This is a genomic window from Novosphingobium sp. BL-S-24 (assembly GCF_055521575.1).
The window spans coordinates 1,627,676-1,649,670 of record NZ_CM145488.1 but is presented as its reverse complement, the minus strand read 5'-3'; the positions used below and the strand labels follow the sequence as shown (position 1 = coordinate 1,649,670).

The following is a 21,995-nucleotide window of genomic DNA, read 5'->3' as shown; positions in this document are numbered from 1 at the left end:
CCCTCGATGGGCAAATGGCTGTCTAACGGTGGGCGCCCATCAGCGCCCACCGCTCAACCATCACCGCGACGGTACGGGCGTCTCGCCAGAATAGTCGTAGAAGCCCTTGCCCGACTTGCGGCCATACCAGCCTGCTTCCACGTACTTCTGCAGAAGCGGGGCGGGGCGGTACTTCGGATCGCCGGTGGTCGAGTGGAACACCTTCATGATCTCGTACAGCGTGTCGAGGCCCACGAAGTCTGCCAGCGTCAGCGGGCCCATCGGATGGTTGAGGCCGATCTTGCACCCGGCATCGATGTCTTCCACCGAGCCGATCCCGGCGCCGAGCACGAAGATCGCCTCGTTCAGCATCGGGCACAGGATGCGGTTGACGACGAAGCCGGGTTCGTCCCCGGCAAGAACCACCGTCTTGCCCAGCTTCTCACCGAACGCCTTCATGCGATCAATGGTGTCCTGCGACGTGGCGAGGCCGGGAATCACTTCGACCAGACCCATTACCGGCACCGGGTTGAAGAAATGCAGGCCGCAAAAGCGCGTGGCGTCGGGCGAGCTGGCGGCCATGCGGGTAATGGGGATGGAGCTGGTGTTCGATGCCATGATCGAGTTGGCACCCAGCACCTTGCCGGCGGCCTCGAAGATCTTGTGCTTGATGTCCTCGCGCTCGGTCGCGGCTTCGATGATGAGATCGCAGTTCGACATCGCGGCATAGTCGGCCACCGGGGTGATCCGGGCCAGCAGCGCATCGGCATCGGCCTGAGTCAGCTTTTCCTTGGCGACGAGTTTGGACAGGTTCTTGGCGATGCCGGCCTTACCTTTTTCAGCGTTTTCCAGGCTCACGTCGGTAAGGACGACGTCCATGCCCTTGCTCGCCACGGTCTGGGCAATGCCCGCGCCCATGATGCCTGCGCCGATGATGCCGACTGTCTGCACTGCCAAACTCCTCTCAAATGATGCAGGCGCTCGGTAGCGGCTTGCACGCGTTGAGGGAACCTAGCGATTTTGCCCCGGAACCCACAGGACATCGTCAGCCCCGCCCGAATTGACCGCCCGGGCCAGGACGAAAAGGTAATCGCTCAACCGGTTGATGTAGGCCAGCGCGGCAGGATTGACGGGATCGACCGCCGCCAATGCCGTTGCGCGTCGTTCCGCCGTGCGCGTCGACGCGCGGGCGATGTGGACGCGCGCGGCTGCCTCGCTGCCGCCGGGCAGGATGAAGCTGCGCAGCGGATCGAGGTGTTCGTTCACCGCATCGATAGCCGATTCCAGCCATTCGACCTGCTCCGGCACGATGCGCAGGGTCATCTCGCCCGGCGTGAAGTCGTCCCCCGGCGTGGCGAGGTCCGCGCCAAGGTCGAACAGATCGTTTTGAATGCGGGTGAGGCTGGCGGCATGGGGGGTCGCGACAAGCGAGCACACGGCCAGACCGATCGCGCTGTTCGCTTCGTCCACCGCGCCGATGGCTTCCATCCGGGCGGCGTGCTTGGGCAGGCGCGAACCATCGACCAGGCCGGTCGATCCGTCGTCACCGGTGCGCGTGTAGATCTTGTTGAGCCGGACCACATCATTTCCCATCGTCGTTCGGGCGGGGCAGTTGCCACCACGCCGCGCCTGCCCGGCTCAGCGGGCCAGTGGATCAATCGCCAGACGTGCGCTTAGCGGGCCATCGCCATCAACAGGGCGCAGACCAGCACCGCCGCCGCCTGATATTTGATGCGGTTGAACATCATCTTGTTCTGCAGCAGCTGGTTGGCGGAGGGACCCGTGGCGGCGGGGTCGCGATTGAGGTCTTCCTTGGTGCTGTTCAGGAAGGCGACGATCCCGCGAACCAGGCTGATCACGACCATGATCACCAGCACGACGATGATGGGGATGAGGATATAGTTCATGGGCTATGATGTAAGCCTTGTGACAGGGAAATGCCAGCGGGCAAGCGTCCATCCCGTAGCATCTGTGCGATGGCTAAACCGTCCTCGCCCGCATAGCGTCTGTCGGTCAGTGACGGCGCCCCTCTCCGCTTCGCTAGTTTGCGCCCGTCTGGCTCGATCAGCAGCGGGTGATGCAGCCACTCGGGGACCGGCAGATCCAGCAGCGCCTGCAGCAAACGGTGAATGTGGGTGGAGGCGAACAGGTCCATCCCGCGGGTGACGAGGGTGATGCCGTCCGCCGCATCGTCCAGCGTGGCGGCGAGGTGGTAGCTTGCGGGAAGGTCCTTGCGCACCAGCACCACATCACCAAAAATCTGCGGGGTGGCGGTTTGCAGTCCCGCCACTTCGTCGTGCCAGGTGAGGGGCCCGGTTTGCGCCATCGCGCGGGGAACATCCAGCCGCCATGCTGCCCGCTCGGGATCGACCGCACGGTGGCGGCAGGTGCCGGGGTAGATCGGTCCATCCGGCCCGACCTGGGTCGCGGCGGCGGCGATTTCCGCTCGGGTACAGATGCAGGGATAGAGCAGGCCTGATGCTTTCAGCCGCTCGGATGCCTTGGCATAGCGACTCAGGCGGTGGGACTGGAAGACGACCTCCTCATCCCATCCGAGGCCCATCCAGCGCAGATCGGCAAGGAATTCATCGACCAGTTCGGGGCGGCTGCGCTCGCCGTCGATATCCTCGATCCGCAGAATGAATGCGCCCCCATGCTGGCGCGCCGTGTCGTGGGCGACGAGCGCGGCATAGGCGTGGCCCAGATGCAGCGGGCCATTAGGGCTGGGGGCGAAGCGAGTGCGGATCATCGCGTCGGTGTTAGGCGTCCGATCCGCGCCCTGCCAAGTGGCTTTGCCGGAGTTCGGCCGCCGGGATCAGCGGCTGGCCAGTTCCTTGTTGAACCACAGCGCGATCAGCGTCGCCAAAGCGCCGGACAGCAGATAGCCGCCCGAAGCGATGAGGCCGAACTTTACCGACAGCAACAGCGCGGCCAACGGCGCGAAGCCCGCTCCGAACAGCCAGGCAAGGTCGCTGGTCAGGGCCGAGCCGGTATAGCGGTGCTCCGTCGCGAAGGCGGAGGAAACGACGCCCGAGGACTGCCCGAACGCTAGACCAAGCAGGATGAAGCCGGAGATCATGAAGACGATTTCGCCCGCCGCGCCGCCGTCCAGCAACTGCGGAGCAAAGCCGCTGAACACCGCGATGCCCACGGCGCACGCGCCAAGCAGGGTCCGTCGGCCGTAACGATCGGCAAGGCGGCCCGAGAAGATCATGGCGACCACGCCGAAGGCAGCGGCCAGCGCCTCAATCAGGAGGAAGCCGGTGGGTGCTTCGCTGGTGAACAGGAACACCCAGGACAACGGAAACACGGTGACCATGTGGAACAGCGCGAAGCTTGCCAGCGGCGCGAACGCGCCGATGACGATCGTGCGCCATTCGCGCGATACCGTGCCGGTAACGCTGACCGGCTGAAGGTCCTTGCTTTCGAAAAGGTTCTGGAATTCCTCGGTCACCACGATGCGTAGCCGAGCGAACAGCGCAACGACGTTGATCGCGAACGCCACGAAGAACGGATAGCGCCAGCCCCAGTCGAGGAAGTCCGCCGCGGGCAGCGTGTAGATCATGAACGCGAACAAGAGGCTCGACACGATCAGCCCGAATGGTGCGCCAAGCTGCGGGATCATCGCGTACCAGCCGCGGCGATTTTCCGGCGCGTTGAGGGCCAGCAGCGATGCCAGCCCATCCCACGTCCCGCCCAGCGCAAAGCCCTGACCAATGCGGCACAGCGCCAGCAGCCAGACCGAGGTCATGCCCATCGTTTCGTACGAGGGAAGGAACGCGACGGCGGCGGTCGATCCGCCCAGCCCGAACAGAGCGATCGTCAGCTTCACCCCCCGCCCGTAGGCCCGGTCGACGGCCATGAAGACCAGTGATCCGATCGGACGGGCGATGAATGCCAGGGCGAAGATGGCGAAGGAATAGAGCGTTCCCGTCAGCGGATCGACGAACGGGAAGAACAGCTTGGGGAATACCAGCACCGAGGCGATGGCATACACGAAAAAGTCGAAGAATTCGGACGTGCGCCCGATGATCACACCGATCGCGATCTCTGCCGGAGAGATTTTATGCAGCGCCTTGAACGTCGGCAGGCCGAGGTCCTCGCGGGTGGGAATCGGGGCAGTGCTCATCTGGCGTCTCGCAGCCTTTGTCTGGTACTAACACGCGGTCGGGCGAAAGTCTCCACGCGTCCGCGAATCGCTTTGCGGCGCAACATGCGCCTTTGCTTTACAGCGGTTGCCTATCGACTTTGCCGCAGCTGAAGGGGATTGGACAAAATGTCCTATGTTCGCAATCGCAGCACGAGCCTAGGCGCAGCGTCATGCACCCGCTCCAGTTCCGTCTGAACCGCCGCCGATTCGCTTCTGGCATCGGCTTGCGTCGCATCCTCAACGTGCGCTGCCTTTCAGCCATTGGCCTGATCGGTGCGCTTGGCGCCTGCAATACGGTCGTCTTGAACCCGGCGGGCGACGTGGCGCGTCAGCAGGGCGACCTTGTCGTCATCTCGACCTTGCTGATGCTGCTGATCGTCATTCCGGTCATGGCGGCGGTGGTGATCTTCGCGTGGAAGTACCGTGCGTCGAACACGGACGCGAAGTACGAGCCGGACTGGGACCACTCTACGCAGCTGGAACTGCTGATCTGGACCGCGCCGCTGCTGATCATCATCTGCCTTGGCGCAGTGACCTGGGTGAGCACCCACCTGCTGGACCCTTATCGCACGGTGGGCCGGATCGATGGTGAAACGCCGGTCGCCAAGGATGCGAAGCCGCTGGAAGTGAACGTGGTGGCGCTCGACTGGAAATGGCTGTTCATTTACCCCGAGCAGGGCATCGCCACGGTCAACGAATTGGTCGTACCGACGAACCGCCCGCTCCAGTTCAAGATCACGTCGTCGAGCGTGATGAATTCGTTCTACGTCCCGGCGATGGCGGGCCAGATCTACGCCATGCCGGGGATGGAAACGCGCTTGCATGCGGTGATGAACAAGACCGGAAAGTTCGAAGGTTTCTCGGCCAATTATTCCGGCGCCGGCTTCTCCAACATGCGTTTCGCGGCCAATTCCGTCTCCGACGCTGACTTCGACAAGTGGGTGGCGCAAGTGAAGGCTGCGCCCGAGCAGCACCGCACCCCGGGCGAAACGGCGGATACCCCGCTGCCCGACGCGCCGAGCGGCAAGCCCATGGGCGGCATGCTCAACCGCGTCACGTACCTCGAACTGGAAAAGCCCAGCGAAAAGGTGCCCGCCATCCGCTTCTCTGGCGTCGAGCCCGATCTCTACAAGGCGATCGTCGACATGTGTGTCGAGCCGGGCAAGATGTGCATGAGCGAGATGATAGCGATCGACGCCCGCGGTGGCCTTGGCAAAGCCGGCATCCGGAACGTCTCGATGCTGGAATACGACAAAAACGGCCGACAGGCGAGTGTCGAGGCCAATGCCGCGCCGACCGACGCCGTGCGCCGTGAACTCGCCTGGGTGCGGGCGCTCTGCCGCCAGATCCCGGGCACTGCGCCCGACGGTACGGTCTACGCGCCGAGCGACATGCGCTCGCTCAACGGCGCGGGCCTGACCGCACCGCAATCGATCGGACTGGGTAACCGCGACGAGATGCCCGCGCGCGTTTCGACCGACAAGCCCGCCCATGTTTCCCTGAATACCCGGAACTGACACTATCATGGCAATCGAAGCCGTAGACCATTCGCACTGGAGCCCGCTGCTGGGCCGCCTGTGGCTTGACGCCCTTCCGCAGGAGCCGATCGTGCTCGCGACGTTTGTGGTCGTGGCGCTGGGCGGCGCGGCGCTCGTCGCAGGGCTCACCTACTTCAAGCTGTGGGGCTACCTGTGGAAGGAATGGTTCACCAGCGTGGACCACAAGAAGATCGGCATCATGTATATGGTGCTGGGCCTGATCATGTTCTTGCGCGGCTTCGCCGACGCGGTGATGATGCGCATCCAGCAATCGATGGCGTTCAACGGGAACGAGGGATACCTCAACGCGCACCACTATGACCAGATTTTCACCGCGCACGGGGTGATCATGATCTTCTTCGTGGCGATGCCCTTCGTCACCGGCCTGATGAACTACATCGTGCCGCTGCAGATCGGTGCGCGCGACGTCAGCTTCCCGTTCCTGAACAACTTCAGCTTCTGGATGACCACCGCCGGCGCGGTGCTGGTCATGATGAGCCTGTTCATCGGCGAATTCGCGCAGACCGGCTGGCTGGCCTATCCGCCGCTGTCGAACCTTGCCTACAGCCCGTGGGTCGGCGTGGACTATTACATATGGTCCCTGCAGATAGCGGGCGTCGGGACCTTGCTGTCAGGCGTCAATCTGATCGCCACCATCGTCAAGATGCGCGCGCCCGGCATGACCATGATGCGCATGCCGATCTTCACCTGGACCGCGCTGTGCACTAACATCCTGATCGTCGCCGCTTTCCCGGTGTTGACGGCGGTGATGACGATGCTCTCGGTCGATCGTTATCTGGGCTTCAACTTCTTCTCGAACGACTTCGGCGGATCGCCGATGATGTACGTCAACCTGATCTGGATCTGGGGCCACCCTGAGGTTTACATCCTGATCCTTCCGCTGTTCGGCGTATTCTCGGAAGTGACCGCGACCTTCTGCGGCAAGCGTCTCTTTGGCTATTCGTCGATGGTCTATGCGACGCTGGTCATCACCATCCTGTCCTACCTCGTGTGGCTGCACCACTTCTTCACGATGGGGTCCGGCGCCAGCGTCAACTCGTTCTTCGGCATCACCACGATGGTGATCTCGATCCCCACCGGGGCCAAGCTGTTCAACTGGCTGTTCACGATGTACCGCGCGCGCATCCGGTACGAACTGCCGATGATGTGGACTGTCGCCTTCATGCTGACGTTCACCGTCGGCGGGATGACCGGCGTGTTGCTCGCCGTGCCGCCAGCGGACTTCGTGCTGCACAACTCGCTGTTCCTGATCGCCCACTTCCATAACGTGATCATCGGCGGCGTGCTGTTCGGCATCTTCGCGGCGATCAACTACTGGTGGCCCAAGGCGTTCGGCTTCAAGCTCAACCAGTTCTGGGGCAAGGTCAGCTTCTGGCTGTGGGTTCCTGGCTTCTGGTTCGCCTTCATGCCGCTCTACATCCTTGGCCTGATGGGCGTGACCCGGCGCATGCGGGTGTTCGACGACGGATCGCTGCAGCCCTACTTCCTCGTCGCGGCGTTCGGCGCCCTGATGATTGCGGGCGGCATCGGCGCCATGCTCGTCCAGTTCGCGGTGTCCATCTGGAAGCGTGAGGAGCTGAAGGATGAAACGGGCGATCCCTGGGACGGCCGCACGCTGGAATGGGCGACGTCCTCTCCCCCGCCGGAATACAACTTCGCCTTCACGCCGATCATCCATGACATCGACGCGTGGGACGACATGAAGCGCTGCGGCGTGGAGCGTCCGACCACCGGCTTCCGCCCGATCCACATGCCCAAGAGCACGGGCACCGGGCTGATCCTGGCGGCGCTGTCGATTGCCTGCGGCTTTGCGATGATCTGGTATATCTGGTGGCTTGCTGCGATCTCGTTCGCCGGGATCATCGGCTATTCGATTGTCCACACCTTCAACTACAAGCGGGACTATCACATCCCCGTCGAGACGGTCGAGCAGACCGAGGCGGCGCGGACCCGCCAGCTGGCCGCTGCGGGAGCCTGAGCCATGAGCGCAACGATACCCGCATCGGCCAAGTCCCACGACCTGAGCCAGGAACAGCTGCAGGCCGCGTTCTATGACTTGAACGAGCACGACCATCCCGAAGGCGGCAGTACCATGCTGGGCTTCTGGATGTACCTGATGAGCGACTGCCTCATCTTCGCGATGCTGTTCGCGGCCTATGGCGTGCTGGGCTCCAGCTACGCCGCCGGGCCGGGACCGAAGGACCTGTTCGAACTGCCGCTGGTGGCGCTCAACACCGCGATGCTGCTGTTCTCGTCCATCACATACGGCTTTGCCATGCTGGCGATGGAAAAGGGCAGCAAGGGCGGCACGCAGGCGTGGCTGCTGGTGACGGCGGTGTTTGGCATGGCGTTCCTGGGGATCGAACTGTACGAGTTCTATCATCTGATCCATGAAGGCGCGACGCCGATGCGTTCGGGCTTCCTCACCGCCTTTTTCTCCTTGGTCGGCACGCACGGACTGCACGTCACGTTCGGCCTGATATGGCTGTTCACGCTGGTCGCCCAGATCGGTACGAGGGGCCTGATCCCCGCGAACCAGCGCCGACTGATGTGCCTTTCACTGTTCTGGCACTTCCTCGACGTCATCTGGATCGGCGTCTTCACCTTCGTCTACCTGATGGGAATGCTGTGATGGCCCACCCCGACAATCACAACCAGGCCGCCGCGCATCCGCATCCCGAAGCAGATGAGCATGATACGATGGAGCAAGGCGGGCACGGCTCGCTGCGTGAATACGTCATCGGCTTCCTGCTGTCGGTGGTGCTGACCGCCATCCCCTTCTGGCTGGTGATGACCGGCGCGATCGGAGATAAGCAGGCGACTGCGCTCGTGATCATGGCGTTCGCGATCGTGCAGATCGTGGTCCACATGATCTACTTCCTGCACATGAACACCAAGTCTGAGAACGGATGGACGGTGATGGCGCTGATCTTCACCATCGTCGTCGTCGTGATCGCGCTGTCGGGATCGCTGTGGGTCATGTATCACTTGAATCACAACATGATGCCGATGACCCATGACATGAGCCAGATGCCCTGACCGTGGGCCAATCCCAGACGTCTTCCAAAGCGCGGCGGCCCATCGGGCTTGCCGCGCTTCTGGTTGTGGCGATTGCCGCTTTTGTGGCGCTGGGGACATGGCAGGTCCAGCGCATGCACTGGAAGCATGCGCTGATCGCCAGGGTGGAAGCACGCGTACGCGCCGATCCGGTGGCGCTTCCCACGGACGATCGGCTGGGCGCTCCCGCAGCGGGGGGCCTTGAATATCTTCGCGTTCGCGTATCGGGGCGCTACGATCCCCAGGCGACCGCACTGGTGCGCGCGCTGACCGAACTTGGAACCGGGTACTGGACGATGACGCCCCTGCGGCTCGATGATGGCAGGAAGGTCTGGATCAACCGGGGGTTCGTGCCGGAGGGGACGAAGGTCAGCGCGGTCGCCGGTTCAACTCCCCAAACTCGCGTGACCTTGACCGGCCTGCTGCGCGCCACCGAGCCGGGCGGCAGCTTTCTGCAATCCAATCGCCCTGTCGACGATCGCTGGTATTCGCGCGACGTCGATGGCCTGGCCTCCGCGCGGCGCATCGGCAAGGTCACCCCCGCTTTCATCGATGCGCAGACGGAACGGGCGGAGCAGTCTGGGCCTGCTGGCGTCAGGCCCGTGGGGGGTCTCACCCAGATCCGCTTTCCCGACAGCCACCTGACGTATGCGATCACCTGGTTTGCGATGGCGCTGCTGTCAGCCGGTGCGCTCGTCTACGTCTGGCGGCGCGCATGATCGACCGGATCGCGGCGTTCGTCGCGCCGCCGGGAATGGCGGGAAGTTCGCCGAGCCGATCCAGCGTCGTCCTTCTCACTCAGCTCCGCTGGATCGCGGTCTTCGGTCAGCTGGCGACAATCATCATCGTGTCGGCGGCGCTGGAGGTGAAGCTTCCTCTTGCGCCGTTGCTGATCGCGCCTCTCCTGCTGATGGTGTTCAATTTTGTCGCCACCAGCTTGGTTAAACGCCGCCGCTCTTTCTCCCAACGGGAACTGTTCTCCGCACTGATGGTCGATGTGGTCGCGCTGTGCTGGCAGCTGTATCATTCCGGCGGGGCGACCAACCCCTTTACGTTCCTGTTCCTGCTGCAGATCGTCATCGGAGCGATCATCCTTGAGGCGCGCTGGAGCTGGCTGGTCGCGCTGAACGCCTGCCTTTGCATGGCATTGCTGACGTGGCGCTATGTGCCCCTGCGACTGCCGCCGCTGCATGCCGACGATCCCTTTCGCCTTTACATCCTGGGCAGCCTATTCTGCTTTGTGCTTGCGGCGGTGCTGCTGATCGTTTTCGTCGTCCGGCTGGATCGCAACCGGCGGCAGAGCGACGCTGAACTGGCTGCATTCCGCCAGCAGGCGGCAGAGGAGGACCACATCATCCGCATGGGCCTGCTCGCATCGGGGGCGGCGCACGAACTGGGCACGCCGCTGTCTTCGATCTCCGTGATCCTGGGCGACTGGAGCCGCGAACCCGCGATCGCCAGCGACCCCGACATGGCCGCTGACCTGACCGACGTGCGCCGCGAACTGGAACGCTGCAAGACGATCGTCTCCGGCATCCTGATGTCGGCCGGTGAGGTACGCGGCGTGGATCCTGCCGTCACCGGCGTGCGGGCCTTCGTGGAGGACATCGCCAACGAATGGCGGGCGCGCATTCCGGGCGAGCTGCGGCTGTTGGATCGCCTCGGCACGGACGAGGGTGATCTCACCATCATCGCCGATCCGGGCCTACGACAGGTCATCGGCAACGTCATCGACAACGCCATGGAAGTGTCCTCGGAACTCGTGGTGATCGAGGCGTGGCTGGATCACGGCGTTGATGGGGCTAGCCTGGTCCTGACCATCAACGATCGCGGCCCCGGGTTCGCGCCGGAGATGCAGGACCGCATCGGTCAGCCTTATGCCTCGACCAAGGGCAGGGACGGCGGTGGTCTTGGCCTGTTCCTGGTGGTGAACGTGATCCGCAAGCTGGGCGGGTCGGTTTCGGTCGAGAACAGGCGTGACGGGGGAGCGAGCGTGCAACTGTCGATCCCGCTTGCTACATTGGCCATGTCGGGCCCTTCCGCGCCCGCATTGGACCGCAACGCATGAGCGATACAGACGCTGCGCAAGACCAGGCCATTGGCCCCGGATCGAGCCTGCTCATCGTTGAGGATGACCCCACGTTCGCACGGACCTTGCGCCGCTCTTTCGAACGCCGGGGATACCGCGTGGCCTCCGCTGGCAGTCCCGAAGAAGCGGAGGCGCTGTATAGGGCGGACAGCTTCGACTTTGCGGTAGTCGATCTGAAACTGGGCGGGGCATCGGGCCTGTCAGTGGTCGAAGCGCTTCACGCCCATGCGCCGCAGACGCGGATTGTCGTGCTCACCGGATATGCCAGCATCGCCACGGCGGTGGAGGCGATCAAGCTGGGCGCGGCGCACTATCTCGCCAAACCGTCGAATACCGATGACATAGAAGCCGCGTTCATCAGTTTGCGCGGGGATGCTAGTGTGCCCCTCGAAGGGCGCAAAAGTTCGATCAAGACGCTGGAATGGGAATACATCCACCAGACGTTGGTCGAATGCGATTTCAACATATCGGAAACCGCCCGGCGGCTGGGGCTGCATCGCCGCACGCTTGCCCGCAAGCTGGAAAAACGACAGCTCTGACCCCTGTCCGGGCAACTGACACCCGTCACGTCTTGCCGCACTGCGGTAATGTTGATGTCGCTTAGGGGAAACAAGTTTCCATCGTCAGAGTTGGCCAAGCAATGCTCATTTCGCGTTCCCTGCACCGGCACCCGGACGGTCGTGACCACCCGGGCCTTTTCAGTCGTCACGGAGCAGTGCTGTTCCTGCGCAACGCGGTTGCCTCTACCTTTTGTTTTTTGATCGACATGGCATTGATCTGGGCCATGGTTTCAAAGCTGGGCGTGGACAAGTACGTAGCCGTGACCATCGGCTTCCTGACCGCCAACGCGCTCAATTACGTTCTCGCGCGGCTGTGGGTTTTCAAGGACAGCGATCGCGGCCTTTTCAGCGGCTATGTCCTGTTTCTTGGCAACGCGCTTATCGGGCTGGCGATCATCCTGGGCGGTTTCGCTCTGCTGACCGGTCCTATCGAACTTCACTATCTGGTCGCGCGGGTGGTTGTTTCCATGTGTGCAGGGACAATCGTCTTCATCCTCAACGCAACGCTGAACTTCCACGAGGTATAGGGCGTCAGGTTTCGGGTCGCGTATCGAATTCCACGCCGAACAAGTTGCCGTCCTGCCAGCGAACCAGACCCCACAACTCACGGCCATCTTCAAGGTTGGCGCGGACTACCTCGTTGATTGACGGCGGTGACCCGAGGGCGGCGGCGCTGATGCCTTTTGCGGAGACATCGCGCACGATCACCGGGATTTCCACATCCCGCGAATCCGTCAGAGCGAACCGGGCGCACCGCTTGCTGCGGCGTTCACGCAAATTCGGAGTGGGGCGAAAGCCGGTCTTTGTCATGCTCAACCAATGCGGATGTTTGGACGCGCGGTATAGGTGAGCACGGCCCGATTTGGAACGCGCCTCTCGCTGGTGTGCCATCGTTGGGCATAGTGGCGTGAGGAATTAAAACAGGCAAAGAAAAGGCGGCCCGCAAGCCGCCCCTTCCCCTCTCAAACTCAAGTCCGGTAGATCAGCCGCCCTTGGCGCTGCCATCAGCAACGGCGATGCCGGTCTGCATGTAAGGAATGGGGTTTACCGCTTCACCGCTTACACGCACTTCATAGTGGAGATGCGGACCGGTGGAATTGCCGGTGCTGCCGACGAAGCCGATGACGTCGCCCTTGCGAACGTGCTGCCCTTCGGCGACGTTCAGGCGCGACATGTGACCGTAGCGGGTCTGCATGTCACCGCCATGCTCGAGGGCGATGTAGAGACCGTAACCGCTGAACCACGATGCGCGGCTGACGGTGCCGTCTGCAGTAGCGTAGATCGGGGTTCCGGTGGGGGCAGCAAGATCGACGCCTTTGTGAGCGCGACGGCCGCCGAGAATGGGGTGATCCCGCATGCCGAACGTGCTGGTCATACGCTCCATGGCGAGCGGGTTGCGCGAAGGGATTGCGATGGATGCGAAGCTACCGGCTACGGCGGGCTTCGGCTTGGCGGCGGCAAGGCCGGTTTCTTCGAAATTCTGCCATGAGCTGAAAAGCTGACGGAACTGCTCGTCCTCACCGCCAGTGACCGACTGGTTCGCCGTCTGCGAACGAAGAGTACCTGAAATATCGGCGGCGGCGCTGCTGTTGGCCATGGCAGGATGGGCGGCCACGGTAAGACCTGCTGCGACGAAGAGACCAGTCACTGCGCGGAACTTGGCGAAGAATTTCGTTACGACCACTCGCAATACCTTACTATCCGCCGCTGCGCCCAGTGCAACCCGAGGAGCGCGACGTTGTTTGAGCGCGGCAACCTCTATCGAGCGCCGTGCCTAGGTTATGGAGATGGTCGGAACCCCCCGCCTTCTCGCTGCAAAAGGCTTATGCTTTTTGGTTCCTGATGAGCAAGAGCCGCATAAAGATCGCGCGGTAGACCGGCAGCAAGCCGCGCTGAATCGTTGAACGGTGGCTTCAAGTTACTGCGATAGTAACGAAAAACTAGCGATTTCCACAGGTCTGCAGTGTCCTGAACACTCGTTTGCGCAACCACGGCGAAATGATTTGCGCCGAATCGAACATGCCGAATTTCATCGTCAAGGATTCGCTTAAGGATACGAGCGCCGCGCAGATCACCAGCGGCCTGAGCGCGCTCCAGCATGCCAGGAGTCACGTCCAGACCTCTCGCTTCCAGCACCATCGGTACCACGGCCAGCCTGGCGGCGACATCATGGCTCGTCTCGCTGGCAGCGCCCCACAAACCATCGTGCGCCGGCATCGCGCCATAGTGACTTCCCATCATGCGCAAGTGGCGGTCGATGAGGACGAAGTGCATCGCCTCGTCCGCCGCGACCGAGAGAAAGTCGCTTACGAATTCCGGCCCCATCTGCTCCCCGAACCGGCCAGCCATGTCGAGCGCGAGATCGATGGCGACGAATTCGATGTGCGCGAGCGAATGCCACAGGGCGATGCGTCCGCGCTCCGATCCCGCCTTCCCGCGCCGGGGCATCCGGGCGGGAGGCAGCAATTCCGGCGCGTCCGGGCGGCCTGGCGTGTCGGGCATCGGCACGTCGAAACTGAACGCCAGTCTTCCGCCCCGCCAATCAAGCGCGACCTTGCGGGCTGACATCACTTTGGCGCGGACGTCGCACTCTTCCAGCGCCGAACGGATGGCGACGGCCAAGCTGGACGACGGTGTCAAAGCGCTTTAGCCACCTCAAGGACCTTGGCGGCGTGGTCCTTTACTTTCACCTTGTCCCAGACCTGCGCGATCCTGCCATCGGTCCCGACCAGATAGGTCGTGCGGACCATGCCCATGTACGTGCGGCCGTAATTCTGCTTTTCGGTCCAGATACCAAGGGCGTCGGAAAGGCCATTTTCCTCCGCATCTGTCGCGAGCGGGGCCTTCAGGTCGTGCTTGGCGATAAAGCTCTGATGCTTTTTCGCCGAGTCCTTGCTGACGCCAAGAAGGGCGACACCCGCCGCGTCGAACTGAGGCTTGAGCGCGGAAAATTCGATGTTTTCAGTGGTGCAGCCGGGCGTCGCATCCTTGGGATAGAAGAACACCACCAGCTTCTTGCCGGCAAAGTCGGATGCCTTGACGGTGCCGCCCTCCGGTGTCTCCAAGGCGATGTCGGGAAAGGCGTCACCAACGTGAGGGCGGGCGGCAGGGGCGGTCATCAGTCTATCTCCAGTGTTTCACCAAAGGCGTTGCGCCAGGCATCAGCCACGTCCGAGCGGGCTTGCGCTAGCGAACGTTCCAGCGCTTCCCAATCCTCATAGCCACAGGCGCGAACAAGCGCCAAGCGGGCGGCCGGACCGGGAAGCCGGTTATCGGGTGCCAGCAGCCGCCCGGCGACCAGCAACCGCGTCAGCGCATCATGCGCATCGATCAGCGGTTCAGGCAGCAAGCCTGTTGCAACGATCGTTCGCACCGCGTCGCCAAGATCAGGGGAGAGGCCGGGGCCGCGCTCCCGCAGTTGCACGAAGTGGATCAGGAACTCCAGGTCGACCAGTCCGCCGCGCGCGAGCTTCACGTCCAAAGGCCCGCGAGGCGGCTTGTGGCTGGCCATCTTGGCGCGCATTTCGATCACGTCGGCTCGCAATTTTTCCGTATCGCGAGGGGCGGTGAGAGCCGCGTGGACGATGCGTTGTAGTGCTTCGCGCGACGGGGCCGATCCATACAGTGGTCGTGCCCGGCACAGAGCCATGTGCTCCCAGGTCCAGGCCTGTTCGCGCTGGTAACGCTCGAAGCTGTCAACGCTGGCGGCGGGCGGTCCCTGCTCCCCGGATGGGCGCAGCCGGGTGTCGACTTCGAAAAGCGCACCCTGTGCAGTCGCGACTGAGAGGGCTGAAATGGCCCGTTGCGACAGGCGATTGTAGTAATGCGTGGCTCCAAGGGGACGGGGGCCATCGGATTCGGCATGAAAATCGCCGTCGAACAGGTAGATCAGGTCGAGGTCCGAGGCGTGGGTCAGAACCCCGCCGCCCATCCGGCCCAGACCGAGCACCAGCAATTCGCTGGACGGCACTTTGCCATGGGCCAACTGGAACTCCTCCACTGCAGCATCAGTCAGCACGACAAGCGCCGCCTCGGCGATCCGCGACAGGCCCTTGCCGACTTCGATGGGATCGCTGGCGCCTTCGATTAGCTGAACGCCGAGCCTGAAGCGCAGTTCGCCGACCTTTCGGCGTCCGGCGTCGAGCTTGCGTTCGTAATCGTCGCCGCGCTCGAATCGCGCGAAGTCAGCCACCAACTCCTCGATCGAGCCGGGTAGGTCGAACGCGCTGGCGTCGATAAGGGGATCCAGAAGGTCCGCCCGCCGAGCCAGTGCATCGGCCAGCGGCGGCGCCAGCCCCAGGATACGTGCCAACTGGTCGATCAGCGCAGGGCGCGCTTCCAGCAGGTTGAACAGGTTGATCGCGCTCGGCAGATTGCCAAGCAGTTCCTCCCATCGCGCCAGCGCCCGTTCCGGTTCGGGGGCGGCGGCAAGCGCAGCGAGCAGGTCGTGCCGGATCACCCCGAAGGCGTTGCGCGCCGCGTCCGAACGCAGGGCGCGTACCTTGCCGTCGAGCCATCCGCCGATCCTTTCGGACAGGGCAATGGGATCGGCGAATCCCAGGGCTTCCAGTTCTTCGGAGAGTGACGACTGATCGGGCACGGCCACCTGAACGCTGCCCTGCGGGGTGTTGGCCATGATCAGGGCATCGTAACGAGCACCCACCGCTTCGGTGATGTCAGTCAGTTCGCGCAGCAACGTCGCTCCATCCGGCAGACCGTCCAGGCGGGCGACGGCATCGATGGCTTCGGAGGTCTTGGGAAGGATGTGTGTCTGCTGGTCCTGCATCATCTGCAAGCGGTGCTCGATCGTGCGCAGGCGGTCGTAGCTGTTGCCGAGCATCTGCGCCTCATCCATGGAAATCAGTTCGGCGGAGGCCAGGGCATCCAGCGTTGCGCGCGTTCCGCGAAGGCGCAGATGAGGGTTGCGCCCGCCGTGAATCAGCTGATGGGTCTGGGCGTAGAACTCGATCTCCCGGATTCCGCCGCGACCTTTCTTGAGGTCGAAGCCCGGCCCGACCGTGGGGCCACCGCGCGTGCTGGCGCGGATCTGGGCGGTCAGGCGTCCGATCTCGGCAATCGCCCCGAAATCGAGACTGCGTCGCCAGACGAAAGGACGGATCGCATTGAGAAACGCTTCGCCCGCAGCCACGTCGCCGGCACAGGCCCGTGCACGGATAAAGGCGGCCCGCTCCCAAGTGAGGGCGGAGGATTCGTAGTGCGTCAGCGCCGCGTTCACCGAAATTGCGAGCGGGCTGACTTCGGATGCCGGGCGCAGGCGCAGATCGACGCGGAAGACATACCCCTCACGATCGACGCGCGACAAAGTCTCCACCACCGTGCGGGCCATGCGTTGCGCCGCTTCTCCGGGTTCGTCCCGTTCGCGCCTGGGGAGCAGGTCGGGGTCGAACAGCAGGATCGGGTCGATGTCGGAGCTGTAGTTCAACTCGCCCGCCCCGTGCTTGCCAAGCGCCAGGGCGATCACGCCGGTGGTCGCGACAGCCGGATCGAAATCGGGAACGCGCCGCTGGATGCCCTCCACGATCGCGGCGTCGAGCGCGCGGTCCGCAAAGGACGATAGCGCACCGGTGACGTCGAGCAACGGGAACTCCCCCGCCAGATCGCCGATTGCCAGCGCGAGCGAAAGCGCCTGTTTCTCTCGTCGCAGCCGCGCCCCGGTGTCGGGCGCGCCTGCTCCGGCCTGATTGGCGTAGGCCAGTGCCCCCGCACTGTCGCCCGCCGCGAGCAAGTCCGTCAACGCGGGCAGGCGGTTCAGCGCCCCGGCGAGGTAAGGCGCGTGGAGCCGCGCCCGGTTGATCGCTTCAGTCCAGTCCGCACTCATACGCTGGTTCCTGCCCGTGTCGGGGGCGGGGTGCAAGAGATGCCCAGCAGTAGGAAGGCATTTCGGCGCTAAAGGACAACCCGTATCGCCGGGGCCTTGTGCGCCGCTGCCCGCTCTGGCACCTGTGCGGGCATTGTTGGCGTAAGGTGCTCTCGATGAAACATTTCCTGTCGGCCGCCGCCGTTCTGGCGCTGGGTGTCTGCACGGTCGCCACGGCGCAGGACGGCCCGTTGCCCAAGGGAACCGCGCTGCCACCGCCCAAGGACGCGGGCGCCCAGCCAGACGCGCCGGTTCCGTTGATGCAGGAAATCACCAAGCGCCTGTCCGCCAACGACTTCGAAGGCCGCGCACCCAGCACGGCGGTCGAACCCAAAGTGCTGGACTATATAGTCGAGCAATTCCGCAAGGCGGGGCTGCAGCCCGGCAACAAGGGGAAATGGCTGCAGCCGGTCCCGACAGTCGAGATCACCGGGAGCAATTACACGCCGCTCACCATATCCGGCCGCGGGACGACGCTTTCTTTCAAGCCGGGCGAGGACTATGTCGCTGCCAGCTATCGTGTCACGCCGGCCAGCCAGGTCAAGGACAGCGAACTGGTGTTCGTCGGCTACGGCATCAACGCACCAGAACTTGGCTGGAACGACTACGCGGGCATCGACATGAAGGGGAAGACGGCCGTCATCCTCGTCAACGACCCGGATTACGCGCAGGAGGGTAAAACAGGCATCTTCAAGGGGCGCCGGATGACCTACTACGGTCGCTGGACCTACAAGTTCGAGGAAGCGGCACGGCAGGGTGCCACTGCTGCGCTGATCGTGCACGACACGTTCCCTGCCGCTTATGGCTGGAAGGTCGTCAATTCCAGTTGGACCGGCGCGCAGTATTACGTCCAGAAACCCGACAACGGCATGGACCAGACGGTCGCCAACGGCTGGGTCCAGAAGCCGGTCGCCGAAGCCATGCTCAAGGCGGCGGGCAAGGATCTTACGACGCTAACGGCCGCCGCCCAGAAAAAGGGCTTCAAGGCGCAGCCGCTGGGACTGAAGGTGAGCTTCGGGTTCGACAACGCCGTGCGCCGCTCAACGTCCAACAACGTCGTCGGCATTCTTCCGGGCAAGACGCGACCGGGTGAGTACGTGCTCTATTCCGCGCACTGGGACCATCTGGGACGCTGCACCGCCGATGCAACCGGAGACGACATCTGCAACGGCGCGGTCGATAACGCGACCGGCGTCGCCGTGATGACCGGCATCGCCAAGATGAACGCCGAAGCCGGCCCAGCCGAGCGCAGCCAGGTTTTCGTCGCCCTCACGCTTGAGGAATCCGGCCTGCTGGGTTCGGAATTCTATGCCCAGAACCCGATTTATCCGCTTGATCACACGGTGGGCGGGGTGAACATGGACGCGCTGCTGCCGACCGGACCAGCGCGATCCTACACGTCCATCGGCGGCGACAAATCGGAACTCGGCGACATATACATCAAGGCTCTGACCGCACGCGGGCTTACCGATGTGCCGGAGGATCACCCCGAACGCGGTGGCTATTACCGGTCGGACCACTTCAGCCTCGCCAAGCGGGGCGTGCCGATGTTCAATATCGAACGCAGTAACGATCTGGTGACGGGCGGCAAGGCAGCAGGTGAAAAGGCCGCGCAGGACTATACCGACAATCGCTATCACGCCCCTGCGGACGAATATGCCGATGACTGGGATTGGAGCGGCATCGCTCAGGATACGGCGCTGCTATACGATCTGGGCCGTGAACTCGCAGATGGTTCGACATGGCCGAACTGGCGCAGGGGCGACGAATTTCGCGCTATCCGCGACAAGGCCTGTGCCGCCGCAACAAAGGGATGCAGCCCCAAGTGACGTTTGCCCTGCCCCCCGAATGGCACCCGCAGGACTGGATCTGGATCGGCTTTCCGCATGATCCGGTCGAGTGGCCCGGTTTCCTTGAACGGGCGCAGGAGCAGATGGCCGCGTTCGCCAACGCCGTCGCCGATAGCGGGCAGGAAGTGCGGCTGCTCGTGCGGGACGAGGCCAATCGTGCGCGCGCCTCGGCACTTGTTTCGGACAAGGTCATCCTCGAAACCCGGCGCTATGGTGATGTCTGGTTACGGGATACCGGCCCGCTGGTGGTGGCGGACCAGCACGGTACCCGAAAGGCGATGCGCTTCGGCTTCAACGGATGGGGCGGCAAGTACCTGATGGATGGCGATCAGGAAATCGGCGAGGAATTGGCGCGAGAAGCTGGCCTCGATGTCGAACTGGCCGACTGGATACTCGAAGGCGGTGCGCTGGATGGCGACGGCACCGGCCTTGTCGCGACGACCGAGCAATGCCTGCTCAATCCTAATCGCAACGCGCATCTCACTCGTGCCGATCTGGAAATGCGGCTGCAGCGTGATCTCGGGTACGATCGCGTATTGTGGCTCGGCGATGGCCTGATCAACGACCATACCGACGGGCATGTCGACAATCTTGCCCGGTTCGTTAGCACCAACGTGCTCGCGGTACCTCGTGCAACTGGAGCCGAAGATCCGAATGCCGCAATCTACGCCGATGCGGCGGCGCGAGCCAAGGCCATGGGCGTAACCGTGGCCGATGTGCCGTCTCCGGGCCGACTGGAAAGTGACGGCGGCCGGGTGGAGCCTGCGAGCTACATGAACTTCGCAATCACCTCCCGGCTGGTGGTCGTGCCAACCTACGGTACCGCGCATGATGAAGATGGCGTCGCGGCGATTGCCGCGCTGTTCCCCGACCGGGATGTGGTGGGCGTGCTTGCGGATGCTGTGCTGGCTGGCGGTGGATCGTTCCACTGTTCGAGCCAGCAGATGCCTGCATCTATCAAAGCAACCTGAACTGACCCTATTTAACGGTTCGGCAACCATTACCATGCGATTGCCATGGTCATGGCTCGGATCCTCGCTCGCGCTCGACATATGCAGCTGCCAATAGGCGATGCGATCGTGCGACCGATGATTGTGTGCGGTTGCGCTCTGGCGCTTATTCTGGCGCGCACTCCGCTGCCGTTCTGAGCACGACCCGACTAGGGTCTCTCTAATTTTTCCAAATATTTCCGTTGCGAAACCGCAGAATTCTGCATCCTGTCTATGATGTTGCACCGCACACCTTCATGATGCGTTGCAGCAAAGATTCGTTGCAAACGGCTGATGCAATTGAAATCACGCTCCCCCAATTAGGACGCGAACCTGATTTTGGAGTTTCCTATGCGCAGTATGACAGATGCAGAGCGCACCCGTTTGCGCGAATCGCTGGTAGGCAATGGCCTTCTCTTTCTCTTCGGTTGTGGTGTGCTGGCGTTTCTCATCGCGGCAGACCGGGTGAACTGGTTCTCCATTCGCCCCGCCACCGGAACATCGATCGCCATGGCTCGTTCGACGGAAAAACCTGAGGACTCTGGCCAGACGCGTTACGCCGTCAAGCTGGCGCAGAAGCCGCGACCGGAGACTGCACTTCCCCAATGATCGTCAGCAATTTCCCGAATCCGACCCGCGTAGTCCGGGAAGTCTGGAAGCCGCTTACCGTATTGTTCATCTGGGACGTGGTGGTCACCATCACGTACTACGTCCTCCCCTTCAAGGCGCCGGCTCTGCCGGTGACCTTGTTCGGCACCGTGCTGGGCCTCTTCCTGGGCTTTCGCAGCAATTCAGCCTACCAACGCTGGTGGGAAGGGCGCGGGCTGTGGGGCCTGATGATCAACGCCAGCCGCAACATCGCACGTTCGGTGCGCAACTTCATGCCCGATCCAGAAGCGTCGGATTACAAACGACGCATCGTGATGCGGCAGATCGCTTACGTGAATGCGCTGCGATGCCAGCTCAGGCGGTTGCCGCCTGACGAAGAAGTGCTCAGGCTGCTGCCGCGGCACGATGCCGACCTGGCGCTGACGCGAACGAACGTGGCGAACGGCATCCTGGACGATACCGGCCGCCGCATCGACGAAGCGCGTCGCAACGGATGGATCGACACCATCCAACAGGCTCAGATGGAAGCCGTTTTGGTTGACATCGCCAATGCGCAAGGGGGGATGGAGCGCCTGAAGAACACGCCGCTGCCGTTTCAGTACCGGTTCCTGCCCATGCTTTTCACCCACCTGTTCTGCGTCCTGCTGCCGATCGGTCTGGTCGAAACGCTGCAGTTCGCGACGCCGCTCGGGTCGACGCTTGCGGGGCTGATGTTCCTGGCGGTTCTGACGATCGGCGACGATCTGGTGGATCCGTTCGCGAACGGCATTCACGATTTGCCGCTGAATGCCATGTGCCGTACGATCGAGATCGACCTGCTGCAGTCGATCGGGATGGAGGCGCCCGCGCCGGTTGGTCCGGACAAGGAAGGCATCCTGTGGTGATCGGTTGACCCGGTCGCCCGCAGCGATCAAGGCAGGGTATGGCCAGAGCCGACAGACTTGAACGGATGGAAAACCTGCGGGTGGACCTTGAAGCGGAATACCGCGCCGCCTTGGTGGCGGCGTTGCGCGCGACGGCGGCCGGGACGTGGGGGCTGTTCGATCACAATTCGGACAAGGTCGCCCGCGCGAAAGTGGAGCCAACGGTGCAGGGGCTTGTCGATCAGGCAGCCGAAATCGACGACCTCCGCGATCGGCTAGGCATGGAGCCTTTCGATCTTCACCGGGAATTCCTGGCCCAGCGTAAGCCGGTCAAGTCGCACGACGTCGGCGAACCCAAGCAGGCGCGTGCCTGGCTGGACCGACTAGGCGAACCTGAACGTCGATCCTGACC

Annotated in this window: 22 protein-coding genes and 1 pseudogene; 13 read left to right on the top strand and 10 right to left on the bottom strand. The window is 63.1% G+C overall.

The features are described from left to right. Positions 1-60: 60 nt before the first annotated feature. The 5 genes and pseudogenes from ACZ1JM_RS13210 to ACZ1JM_RS13190 form a co-directional block, all read right to left on the bottom strand. Positions 61-966, bottom strand: a pseudogene (locus ACZ1JM_RS13210) (3-hydroxyacyl-CoA dehydrogenase family protein); the annotation flags it as partial. A 24-nt stretch (positions 967-990) separates the two neighbouring features. Beyond that, on the bottom strand, positions 991-1,560 hold the full coding sequence (locus ACZ1JM_RS13205) for a cob(I)yrinic acid a,c-diamide adenosyltransferase (protein ID WP_465135068.1): 570 nt from the start codon (positions 1,558-1,560) through the stop codon (positions 991-993). Between the two features lie 92 nt (positions 1,561-1,652). Further along, positions 1,653-1,886, bottom strand: a complete 234-nt coding sequence (locus ACZ1JM_RS13200; RefSeq protein WP_465132848.1) for a hypothetical protein — start codon at positions 1,884-1,886, stop codon at positions 1,653-1,655. After that, a complete protein-coding gene (gene gluQRS, locus ACZ1JM_RS13195) occupies positions 1,883-2,728 on the bottom strand; it encodes a tRNA glutamyl-Q(34) synthetase GluQRS (RefSeq protein ID WP_465132847.1) in 846 nt (281 codons plus the stop codon). The genes ACZ1JM_RS13200 and gluQRS overlap by 4 nt, the downstream gene beginning before the upstream one ends. A 66-nt stretch (positions 2,729-2,794) precedes the next feature. Then, positions 2,795-4,108, bottom strand: a complete 1,314-nt coding sequence (locus ACZ1JM_RS13190) for an MFS transporter (RefSeq protein ID WP_465132846.1) — start codon at positions 4,106-4,108, stop codon at positions 2,795-2,797. Positions 4,109-4,299: 191 nt separating this feature from the next. Between ACZ1JM_RS13190 and cyoA the strand changes: the two genes are divergently transcribed. From cyoA to ACZ1JM_RS13150, 8 genes are all read left to right on the top strand, one after another. Continuing rightward, complete coding sequence (gene cyoA, locus ACZ1JM_RS13185) at positions 4,300-5,646, top strand: ubiquinol oxidase subunit II (protein ID WP_465132845.1); 1,347 nt, start codon at positions 4,300-4,302, stop codon at positions 5,644-5,646. A gap of 7 nt (positions 5,647-5,653) precedes the next feature. Beyond that, entirely contained in the window at positions 5,654-7,666 is a 2,013-nt protein-coding gene (gene cyoB, locus ACZ1JM_RS13180) for a cytochrome o ubiquinol oxidase subunit I (protein ID WP_465132844.1), read from the top strand. Positions 7,667-7,669: 3 nt separating this feature from the next. Further along, positions 7,670-8,320, top strand: coding sequence for a cytochrome o ubiquinol oxidase subunit III (gene cyoC / locus ACZ1JM_RS13175; protein ID WP_465132843.1), 651 nt, complete (start codon positions 7,670-7,672; stop codon positions 8,318-8,320). Next, a complete protein-coding gene (cyoD, locus tag ACZ1JM_RS13170; protein WP_465132842.1) occupies positions 8,320-8,727 on the top strand; it encodes a cytochrome o ubiquinol oxidase subunit IV in 408 nt (135 codons plus the stop codon). Before cyoC ends, cyoD begins: the two co-directional genes overlap by 1 nt. A gap of 2 nt (positions 8,728-8,729) precedes the next feature. After that, positions 8,730-9,464 carry an SURF1 family protein gene (locus ACZ1JM_RS13165; RefSeq protein WP_465132841.1) on the top strand — a complete coding sequence of 245 codons (735 nt, stop codon included), beginning with the start codon at positions 8,730-8,732 and terminating at the stop codon, positions 9,462-9,464. Beyond that, positions 9,461-10,813: an ATP-binding protein gene (locus tag ACZ1JM_RS13160; RefSeq protein WP_465132840.1), complete on the top strand. Its 1,353-nt coding sequence runs from the start codon at positions 9,461-9,463 to the stop codon at positions 10,811-10,813. Before ACZ1JM_RS13165 ends, ACZ1JM_RS13160 begins: the two co-directional genes overlap by 4 nt. Next, positions 10,810-11,373, top strand: a complete 564-nt coding sequence (locus ACZ1JM_RS13155; protein ID WP_465132839.1) for a response regulator transcription factor — start codon at positions 10,810-10,812, stop codon at positions 11,371-11,373. Before ACZ1JM_RS13160 ends, ACZ1JM_RS13155 begins: the two co-directional genes overlap by 4 nt. 227 nt (positions 11,374-11,600) lie before the next feature. Then, the gene (locus tag ACZ1JM_RS13150) at positions 11,601-11,921 is read left to right on the top strand and encodes a GtrA family protein (RefSeq protein ID WP_465132838.1); all 321 of its coding nucleotides are present in this window, start codon (positions 11,601-11,603) and stop codon (positions 11,919-11,921) included. A 4-nt stretch (positions 11,922-11,925) separates the two neighbouring features. Here the strand turns inward: ACZ1JM_RS13150 and ACZ1JM_RS13145 are convergent, their stop codons facing one another. The 5 genes from ACZ1JM_RS13145 to ACZ1JM_RS13125 form a co-directional block, all read right to left on the bottom strand. Beyond that, on the bottom strand, positions 11,926-12,204 hold the full coding sequence (locus ACZ1JM_RS13145) for a histidine kinase (protein ID WP_465132837.1): 279 nt from the start codon (positions 12,202-12,204) through the stop codon (positions 11,926-11,928). A gap of 172 nt (positions 12,205-12,376) precedes the next feature. Next, positions 12,377-13,078 (bottom strand): M23 family metallopeptidase, encoded by a 702-nt coding sequence (locus ACZ1JM_RS13140; protein WP_465132836.1) that lies wholly within the window; start codon positions 13,076-13,078, stop codon positions 12,377-12,379. Between the two features lie 95 nt (positions 13,079-13,173). After that, entirely contained in the window at positions 13,174-14,016 is an 843-nt protein-coding gene (locus ACZ1JM_RS13135) for a ferritin-like domain-containing protein (RefSeq protein ID WP_465132835.1), read from the bottom strand. 14 nt (positions 14,017-14,030) lie between these two features. Further along, positions 14,031-14,513 (bottom strand): peroxiredoxin, encoded by a 483-nt coding sequence (locus ACZ1JM_RS13130; RefSeq protein ID WP_465132834.1) that lies wholly within the window; start codon positions 14,511-14,513, stop codon positions 14,031-14,033. Continuing rightward, entirely contained in the window at positions 14,513-17,233 is a 2,721-nt protein-coding gene (locus ACZ1JM_RS13125; protein WP_465132833.1) for a bifunctional [glutamine synthetase] adenylyltransferase/[glutamine synthetase]-adenylyl-L-tyrosine phosphorylase, read from the bottom strand. The genes ACZ1JM_RS13130 and ACZ1JM_RS13125 overlap by 1 nt, the downstream gene beginning before the upstream one ends. Before the next feature lie 155 nt (positions 17,234-17,388). Here ACZ1JM_RS13125 and ACZ1JM_RS13120 point away from each other — a divergent pair, with 155 nt between their 5' ends. From ACZ1JM_RS13120 to ACZ1JM_RS13100, 5 genes are all read left to right on the top strand, one after another. Beyond that, a complete protein-coding gene (locus ACZ1JM_RS13120; protein ID WP_465132832.1) occupies positions 17,389-19,101 on the top strand; it encodes a M28 family metallopeptidase in 1,713 nt (570 codons plus the stop codon). Next, entirely contained in the window at positions 19,086-20,093 is a 1,008-nt protein-coding gene (locus ACZ1JM_RS13115) for an agmatine deiminase family protein (protein ID WP_465132831.1), read from the top strand. Before ACZ1JM_RS13120 ends, ACZ1JM_RS13115 begins: the two co-directional genes overlap by 16 nt. Positions 20,094-20,462: 369 nt before the next feature. Further along, positions 20,463-20,720, top strand: coding sequence for a hypothetical protein (locus ACZ1JM_RS13110; RefSeq protein WP_465132830.1), 258 nt, complete (start codon positions 20,463-20,465; stop codon positions 20,718-20,720). Beyond that, the gene (locus ACZ1JM_RS13105) at positions 20,717-21,604 is read left to right on the top strand and encodes a bestrophin family protein (protein WP_465132829.1); all 888 of its coding nucleotides are present in this window, start codon (positions 20,717-20,719) and stop codon (positions 21,602-21,604) included. Before ACZ1JM_RS13110 ends, ACZ1JM_RS13105 begins: the two co-directional genes overlap by 4 nt. Before the next feature lie 38 nt (positions 21,605-21,642). Beyond that, complete coding sequence (locus ACZ1JM_RS13100; RefSeq protein ID WP_465132828.1) at positions 21,643-21,993, top strand: hypothetical protein; 351 nt, start codon at positions 21,643-21,645, stop codon at positions 21,991-21,993. Positions 21,994-21,995 lie beyond the last annotated feature (2 nt).

What these genes read in the sequence shown, in the direction of transcription:
- ACZ1JM_RS13150 (WP_465132838.1), top strand. Translation starts at nt 11,601, where the DNA reads ATGGCATTGATCTGGGCCATGGTTTCAAAGCTGGGCGTGGACAAGTAC.
- cyoB (WP_465132844.1), top strand. Translation starts at nt 5,654, where the DNA reads ATGGCAATCGAAGCCGTAGACCATTCGCACTGGAGCCCGCTGCTGGGC.
- cyoA (WP_465132845.1), top strand. Translation starts at nt 4,300, where the DNA reads ATGCACCCGCTCCAGTTCCGTCTGAACCGCCGCCGATTCGCTTCTGGC.
- ACZ1JM_RS13190 (WP_465132846.1), bottom strand. Translation starts at nt 4,108, where the DNA reads ATGAGCACTGCCCCGATTCCCACCCGCGAGGACCTCGGCCTGCCGACG.
- ACZ1JM_RS13145 (WP_465132837.1), bottom strand. Translation starts at nt 12,204, where the DNA reads ATGACAAAGACCGGCTTTCGCCCCACTCCGAATTTGCGTGAACGCCGC.
- ACZ1JM_RS13200 (WP_465132848.1), bottom strand. Translation starts at nt 1,886, where the DNA reads ATGAACTATATCCTCATCCCCATCATCGTCGTGCTGGTGATCATGGTC.
- ACZ1JM_RS13120 (WP_465132832.1), top strand. Translation starts at nt 17,389, where the DNA reads ATGAAACATTTCCTGTCGGCCGCCGCCGTTCTGGCGCTGGGTGTCTGC.
- ACZ1JM_RS13160 (WP_465132840.1), top strand. Translation starts at nt 9,461, where the DNA reads ATGATCGACCGGATCGCGGCGTTCGTCGCGCCGCCGGGAATGGCGGGA.
- ACZ1JM_RS13100 (WP_465132828.1), top strand. Translation starts at nt 21,643, where the DNA reads ATGGCCAGAGCCGACAGACTTGAACGGATGGAAAACCTGCGGGTGGAC.
- ACZ1JM_RS13125 (WP_465132833.1), bottom strand. Translation starts at nt 17,233, where the DNA reads ATGAGTGCGGACTGGACTGAAGCGATCAACCGGGCGCGGCTCCACGCG.
- ACZ1JM_RS13130 (WP_465132834.1), bottom strand. Translation starts at nt 14,513, where the DNA reads ATGACCGCCCCTGCCGCCCGCCCTCACGTTGGTGACGCCTTTCCCGAC.
- ACZ1JM_RS13105 (WP_465132829.1), top strand. Translation starts at nt 20,717, where the DNA reads ATGATCGTCAGCAATTTCCCGAATCCGACCCGCGTAGTCCGGGAAGTC.
- ACZ1JM_RS13115 (WP_465132831.1), top strand. Translation starts at nt 19,086, where the DNA reads ATGCAGCCCCAAGTGACGTTTGCCCTGCCCCCCGAATGGCACCCGCAG.
- cyoD (WP_465132842.1), top strand. Translation starts at nt 8,320, where the DNA reads ATGGCCCACCCCGACAATCACAACCAGGCCGCCGCGCATCCGCATCCC.
- cyoC (WP_465132843.1), top strand. Translation starts at nt 7,670, where the DNA reads ATGAGCGCAACGATACCCGCATCGGCCAAGTCCCACGACCTGAGCCAG.
- ACZ1JM_RS13110 (WP_465132830.1), top strand. Translation starts at nt 20,463, where the DNA reads ATGCGCAGTATGACAGATGCAGAGCGCACCCGTTTGCGCGAATCGCTG.
- ACZ1JM_RS13155 (WP_465132839.1), top strand. Translation starts at nt 10,810, where the DNA reads ATGAGCGATACAGACGCTGCGCAAGACCAGGCCATTGGCCCCGGATCG.
- gluQRS (WP_465132847.1), bottom strand. Translation starts at nt 2,728, where the DNA reads ATGATCCGCACTCGCTTCGCCCCCAGCCCTAATGGCCCGCTGCATCTG.